The 6,373-nt window shown below is 62.4% G+C and carries 7 protein-coding genes; all 7 read left to right on the plus strand.

Annotation, left to right across the window (positions count from 1 at the left end; genetic code table 11):
• Nucleotides 1–436 precede the first annotated feature (436 nt).
• The gene (locus JOZ76_RS32570; protein ID WP_291705498.1) at nucleotides 437–1,300 is read left to right on the plus strand and encodes a formate/nitrite transporter family protein; all 864 of its coding nucleotides are present in this window, start codon (nucleotides 437–439) and stop codon (nucleotides 1,298–1,300) included.
• A gap of 94 nt (nucleotides 1,301–1,394) precedes the next feature.
• Nucleotides 1,395–1,517 (plus strand): hypothetical protein, encoded by a 123-nt coding sequence (locus tag JOZ76_RS32575; protein ID WP_291705493.1) that lies wholly within the window; start codon nucleotides 1,395–1,397, stop codon nucleotides 1,515–1,517.
• Nucleotides 1,518–1,623: 106 nt separating this feature from the next.
• Nucleotides 1,624–2,634, plus strand: a complete 1,011-nt coding sequence (gene coxB, locus JOZ76_RS32580; RefSeq protein ID WP_291705494.1) for a cytochrome c oxidase subunit II — start codon at nucleotides 1,624–1,626, stop codon at nucleotides 2,632–2,634.
• 2 nt (nucleotides 2,635–2,636) lie between these two features.
• Nucleotides 2,637–4,544, plus strand: coding sequence for a cytochrome c oxidase subunit I (gene ctaD / locus JOZ76_RS32585; RefSeq protein WP_291705499.1), 1,908 nt, complete (start codon nucleotides 2,637–2,639; stop codon nucleotides 4,542–4,544).
• Nucleotides 4,541–5,140, plus strand: coding sequence for a cytochrome c oxidase subunit 3 (locus tag JOZ76_RS32590; RefSeq protein WP_291705495.1), 600 nt, complete (start codon nucleotides 4,541–4,543; stop codon nucleotides 5,138–5,140). Before ctaD ends, JOZ76_RS32590 begins: the two co-directional genes overlap by 4 nt.
• Complete coding sequence (locus tag JOZ76_RS32595; RefSeq protein WP_291705496.1) at nucleotides 5,137–5,490, plus strand: hypothetical protein; 354 nt, start codon at nucleotides 5,137–5,139, stop codon at nucleotides 5,488–5,490. Before JOZ76_RS32590 ends, JOZ76_RS32595 begins: the two co-directional genes overlap by 4 nt.
• The coding region (locus tag JOZ76_RS32600) for a cytochrome c oxidase assembly protein (protein WP_291705497.1) at nucleotides 5,478–6,373 on the plus strand (896 nt) is incomplete at its 3' end. The genes JOZ76_RS32595 and JOZ76_RS32600, both read left to right, overlap by 13 nt.

Below are 6,373 nucleotides of genomic sequence, written 5' to 3' on the forward strand. Positions count from 1 at the left end.
CAGCGTTTGCTTGAACCGCCTTCGCCTCTTTTTGCTGACTACTGTTTCCATGAGACCCGCATCGCTATTTGCAAGTACACAAATCATACACGTTGCGAGCGAAGCGCGCATAAACGCAAGTAAATGGACGTGGCTGTCGGCGTGATAACTCCGTCCCGGTTAACCTAGGTTAGAATGCCCTGTACTCGGGCTCAATTGCGGCCGAGCCGGCCAGTTCGCGCAGCGGCGCCGTACACCAGGCTAGTCCGATTGACGCGCTTTCGTGTCGGCCGTTCGTCCGCGATCTCGTCATCGCTCGGCTTCGGCGCCGCGCCCTCGTCACCAAGGAATGCATGACCGATCGGTATCGCGCTTGCGATTCTTGCAGCGATACGTGAAGTAGGAACAGATCCCGTTCGGCAGCTTTGAGTTGGACCAACACTCCCTGGGTACGCACGTGGATAAGCCAACGGATTCGGACTCCTTCAATCCGGCATCGGAGCTGGACGGCATGTCGGCCCGCCAGACGAAGGAGATCGAGTCCCAGAGCCGGCCGAGCGCAGCGCTCATCCATGAAACGATTCGCGCCGAAGGGGAGCAGGAACTCCGGCGGCACTGGTGGGCCATTTTGATGTCCGGTCTTGCTGCCGGCCTGTCGATCGGGCTGTCACTCATCGTCCAGGGAGAATTTCACGCCGCGATAGTCGACGAAGCGACCCGGCGGCTGGTCGCGCCGCTCGGCTATACGGTGGGCTTTCTCGTCGTGGTACTGGGGCGACAGCAGCTTTTCACCGAGAACACGCTGACACCGATCCTGCCCCTGCTCCACCACCGCGACCTCGGCATCTTGGCGAAGGTGCTTAAGCTGTGGGCGCTCGTGCTCGCATCCAACATCGTCGGTACGTGGGCCTTTGGATCGGCGCTCGCGCATACCGGTATTTTCGATGCTCGGACGATGGCTGCGTTTCTCGACCTCAGCCGGCACACCATCGAGGGCAGCTTTTCGTCGACCTTTGTCCGCGCGGTATTTGCCGGCTGGCTGATCGCCCTGATGATGTGGCTGCTGCCCGCCACCAAGGGATCACGGGTGCATATCATCGTCATCATGACCTATGTGATCGCTCTCGGCGAATTCTCCCACATCATCGCCGGCTCAACCGAGTGCGCCTTCCTGGTGCAAAGTGGGAATGCATCGCTTCATCAGTATGCCTCGAGCTTCTTCCTTCCCACCCTGCTTGGCAACATCGCAGGCGGAACGACCCTCGTCGCGCTGCTGAACTACGGCCAAGTCGCAGCCGAACTCGACAAGCCCGAAGAGTAAGGGGCGATGGACAGGCTCCCGGGAGCCGGCGCGGGAACATCTGCATGAGCAGCACATTGCCGGAATGGACCAGCGGCCAATCGGGATCCAGAACATGCCTGAAGACCTGCGCGTGCTTGCCCAGCCCGGAGCGATGATCGCCGTGATCGCCGTCTTGCTGCTGATGGCCATCGGCGATGCGGCGATCGTGATGGCCACCAAAGGCTGGCCGTTCTAGTTCGGTCGTCAGAGGGAAGGAATGCCGAGACAATCGCTCCGTCACCGAATAGGAACCTTTGTAGGATTGGCCTGTTCCGCTCCCAAAGGGGAGCATACGAACATTGATGCCTGTCCGGGTTCGAACGGCTCTGGTCTTTCTTGCGACCTGGCTACTGGCAGCTTGCAGCGGCCGGCAATCGGCGCTTGATCCGCAAGGGCTCCAGTCTGACCAGATCCGTCACACGCTGTTCATCTTCCTGATCATCGCCGCGATCGTCTGGATCGCTGTCATGGTCGTTCTCGGCATCGGAATGTTGCGCCGGAAGCGCGCAAGCAATCAGCCGCTCGACCTTGATCGGCGCTTTGAAGAAGGCAGCGGCCGCCTCATCCTCGGGCTTGGAATCGCCACGGTCATCATTGTGCTCGGGCTCTCCTTCGTCAGCTACGCCGGACAGCGCACGGTCTTCGCCAAGGACGAGAACGCGCTCACGCTCAAGATCATCGGCCATCAGTGGTGGTGGGAGGTCCATTATGAGGCGGACAGTCCTCACCAGAGCTTTGTGACCGCCAACGAGATCCGCATCCCGACCGGCCAGCCGGTGAAGGTGGAGCTCGAATCCGCCGACGTGATCCATAGTTTCTGGGTGCCGAGCTTGACGGGAAAGATGGACCTCATTACGGGGCAGAAAAACGAGCTGCAATTCACCGCCAAGAACGCCGGCATCTATCGCGGGCAATGCGCCGAGTTCTGTGGGCTTCAGCACGCTCATATGGCTTTCGCCGTCATCGCCCTGCCGCCTGACGAGTTCGGCCGCTGGCGCGATCACGAGAACCAGAGCGCGAACAGTCCCGCGGATCCGCTCGGCAAGCAAGGCGAAGATCTGTTTCGCGGGCGCGGCTGCGCGCTCTGCCACAACATCCGCGGGACGCTGGCCGGCGGGCAATTGGGCCCGGATCTCACGCATGTCGGCAATCGCACGACAGTGGCAGCCGGAACGCTGCCACTGAGCCCGGCGACGCTCGGCGCCTGGATCGCCGATCCCCAGCACATCAAACCCGGCAATCTGATGCCGCGGATGCCGCTGCAATCGGACGAGCTCATCGCAATCATCCACTATCTGGAGCAGCTCAAGTGAGTATGGCGGCCGATGATCGGGAGTTGCGGGACGAGAGCCTGGATGGGTTGCAGCTGTCCGCCCAGCTCGAGCGGATCTGGCGCACGCCTTCGGGGCTGCTCGGAGCGCTCATGTCGGTCGACCACAAGGTCGTCGGTCGCCGCTATATCGTTACCGCGTTCGCCTTCCTGCTTCTCGGCGGCATTCTTGCAATGCTGATGCGCGTGCAGCTTGCGGGTCCGGAAAAGACGTTTCTGTCACCGGACAAGTACAACCAGATCTTCACGATGCACGGCTCGACCATGATGTTCCTGTTCGCCGTGCCCGTCATGGAGGCCTTCGCAGTCTATCTCGTGCCGCTGATGGTTGGCACCAGGAACATCGCCTTTCCCCGCCTGAATGCCTTCAGCTTTTGGATGTTTCTGTTCGGCGGCTGCTTTCTCTGGATTTCCTTCCTGCTCAACGTCGGTCCCGATGTCGGCTGGTTTGCCTACGTTCCGCTCTCCAGCCTCCAGTTCACGCCGACCAAACGCGCGGACGTCTGGGCTCAGATGATCACTTTCACCGAGGTTGCCGCACTGGCGGTCGCCGTGGAGATCGTCGTGACCGTGTTCAAGCTGCGCGCGCCCGGCATGACGCTCGACCGCATTCCCCTGTTCGTGTGGGCAATGCTGGTCACCGCCTTCCTGGTGATGTTCGCCATGCCCTCGATCATGGTCGCATCGACGTCGCTGATCCTGGACCGCCTGGTGAACACCCGCTTCTACGATTCCTCGTCGGGCGGCCACCCGCTGCTCTGGCAGCATCTGTTCTGGTTCTTCGGTCATCCCGAGGTCTACATCATCTTCATCCCGGGGACGGGGATGGTATCGATGATATTGGCCACTTTCGCGCGCCGGCCGGTGATCGGTTATCCCGTCATCATCCTCTCGCTGATAGCGATCGGCTTCCTGTCGTTTGGCCTCTGGGTGCACCACATGTTCGTGACTGGCCTGCCCCAGCTTGGCGCGGGACTTTTCACGGCTTCCAGCATGCTGATCGCGGTGCCGAGCGGGCTCCAGATCTTCTGCTGGCTGGCGACGCTTTGGGATGGCCGTCCGGTCTATCGGACGCCGCTGTTGTTCGTGCTCGGCTTCATTGCGATCTTCGTGATCGGCGGCCTCTCCGGCGTGATGGTCGCATCGGTCCCCATCGACACCCAGGTGCATGATACCTATTTCGTCGTCGCGCACTTCCATTACGTGCTGATCGGCGGTGCGGTGTTTCCGCTTCTCGGCGCTGTCTACTACTGGTTTCCCAAGATCACTGGCCGGATGCTGAGCGAAAGCGTCGGTCGATGGAATTTCTGGCTCGCCTTCATCGGCTTCAACGTCGCGTTCTTCCCGATGCATATCCTCGGGCTGATCGGGATGCCGCGCCGGGTCTATACTTACACGGCCGAGATGGGCTGGGAGCGCCTCAATCTGTTGTCCAGCGTCGGCGCCTTCATTTTCGCACTCAGCTTTGCGCTGCTGCTCGCCAACGTGATCTATAGCCTCCGCAAAGGTGCGCGGGCGGGCGACAATCCCTGGAACGCGTCCACGCTCGAATGGGCAACCTCGTCACCTCCTCCGCCCCACAATTTCGATCGCATCCCCGTCGTCAAGCATCGCGATCCGCTGTGGGCCGACAGCGAGAGCCTCCCCGTCGTCGCCGGCCTGAGTGCGGAGCGCCGCGAAGTCCTGCTCACCTCGCTTGCAGAGGCCGAACCGCAGGTCCGCGAGGCTTCTCCCGAGCCGAGCATCTGGCCGTTGCTCACCGCGATCGCCACGACCGTGTTCTTCATCGGCTCGATCTTCACGCCCTGGGCGGTCCTGTGGGGTACGCCGCCAATGGCCATCACGCTGATCGGCTGGTTCTGGCCGACCGGCAGCAGGGAGGATGAGGCGTGAAGCAGACCATCGTCCGCAACGTCGCCGAGCTGCCGACGTTCGGCTTCGGGCCGCGCAGTGGCCCCTGGTGGGGCGCCATGGGCTTCATGGCCCTGGAAGGCATGGGCTTTGCCATCGCAATCGGCACCTACCTCTATCTCTATGCCGTCAATCCGACCTGGCCGATCGGAGCTTCGCCGCCCGATCTGTGGCCTGGTACAGTCGAAGCAGCGCTCTATCTGCTGAGCATCATCCCCAATGAATATACCAACCGCGTGGCGCAGCGGCAGGATCTGCCGAGAGTCCGCATTTGCCTCATCGTGATGTCTCTGATCGGCATAGTGCTGCTTGTGCTGCGCGGCTTCGAATTCGCGCATCTCAATACCCGCTGGGACAATTCCGCCTACGGCTCCGTAGTCTGGCTCATTCTGGGACTGCACACGACCCATCTGGCCACGGATGTGGGCGACACCGTCGTACTGGCGGTGCTGATGTTCACGCACCACGCGAAGCCTCGGCGGTTCAGCGACGTGACCGACAACGTGTTCTACTGGAACTTTGTCGTGCTCGCCTGGCTGCCGCTCTATTTCCTGCTCGACTGGGTGCCGCGCCTATGACCACCGGTGATGGACATACCCGACTGCTTTATTGGGCCGGCGTCGCGCTCGGGCCGCTGGCGTGGGGCATCAACCTGCAAGGCGTCTACACGTTTGCGCACTTCTCGTGCGAGAAGACGAGGCTGAGCGGCGCGATCTTGAGCATCGTGCTGGCCATCGTGGCCCTTGCCGGCACGACCGTGTCGGCCCGCGCCGTGCGTCGCAGCGCAGGCGCCGAATGGGCCGATGCGCAAGGCGGTGGTCCCCGAACATTCATGGCATGGCTCGGCGTCGGGACCGGCGTTCTGTTTGCGCTGGTGATCGCAAATCAGCTTGCTGCCTCCCTCATCATCAGCCCATGCCTGCGCTGAGCTTGCTCCCACTGTTGCTGGCGCTGCTCGCGCAACCGGCTTGGGGCCACGGCATTTCCGACGTCGATCCCGGATCGCTCTGGAGCTATGATCCGTGGCTGCTGACCCCGCTTTATCTGGTGGGCATCGGCTTTTATGCCGGAACGCAGCGGCTCTGGCAAAACGCCGGCGCCGGGCGTGGCGTCAGCTTCCGCCAGGTCGCGGCGTTCTGGACCGGCTGGCTGATCGTCGCCCTTGCCGTGACCTCGCCGCTTCACTGGCTTGGCGAGCGCCTGTTCACCGCACATATGATCGAGCACGAACTGCTCATGCTGGTCGCCGCGCCGCTGATGGCCTTCGCGCGGATCAATGGTCCGCTGTTGTGGAGCCTGCCGCCGTCATTTCGTCCCGCAACAGGCCGCATTTTCAATTTCACGCCGCTCGCCGGAGCATGGGCCTTGGCGAGCCATCCCGTGAGCGCGACCATCGTGCATGGCGCAGCGCTTTGGGTTTGGCATGCACCGCCGCTCTATGCCTGGGCGCTGGCGAGCCCCGTGGTGCATCGTCTTCAGCACGTCAGCTTTTTTGCGACCGCGCTTTTGTTCTGGTGGGTGCTGCTGCATGGTCGCGGCCGCGGCCGCAGCATGCGTGTTCGTGATGGCATCGCCATCGCCTGCCTGTTCGTAACGGTCCTGCATTCCGGCGTGCTCGGGGCGCTATTGACGCTGTCGACAAGGATCTGGATCCCCGGCCAGGGCGCGCTTGCCGGCGCGTTCGGCCTGTCGCCGCTCGAGGACCAGCAGCTTGCCGGCATCCTGATGTGGGTGCCCATGGGCACGCTCTATACGGCCGCGGCGCTGTTCTTTGCCTATCGCTGGCTGACGAGGATGGACGCACGCGTCAG

It is taken from the genome of Bradyrhizobium sp. (assembly GCF_019244115.1).
Taxonomy (GTDB): Bacteria; Pseudomonadota; Alphaproteobacteria; order Rhizobiales; family Xanthobacteraceae; genus Bradyrhizobium.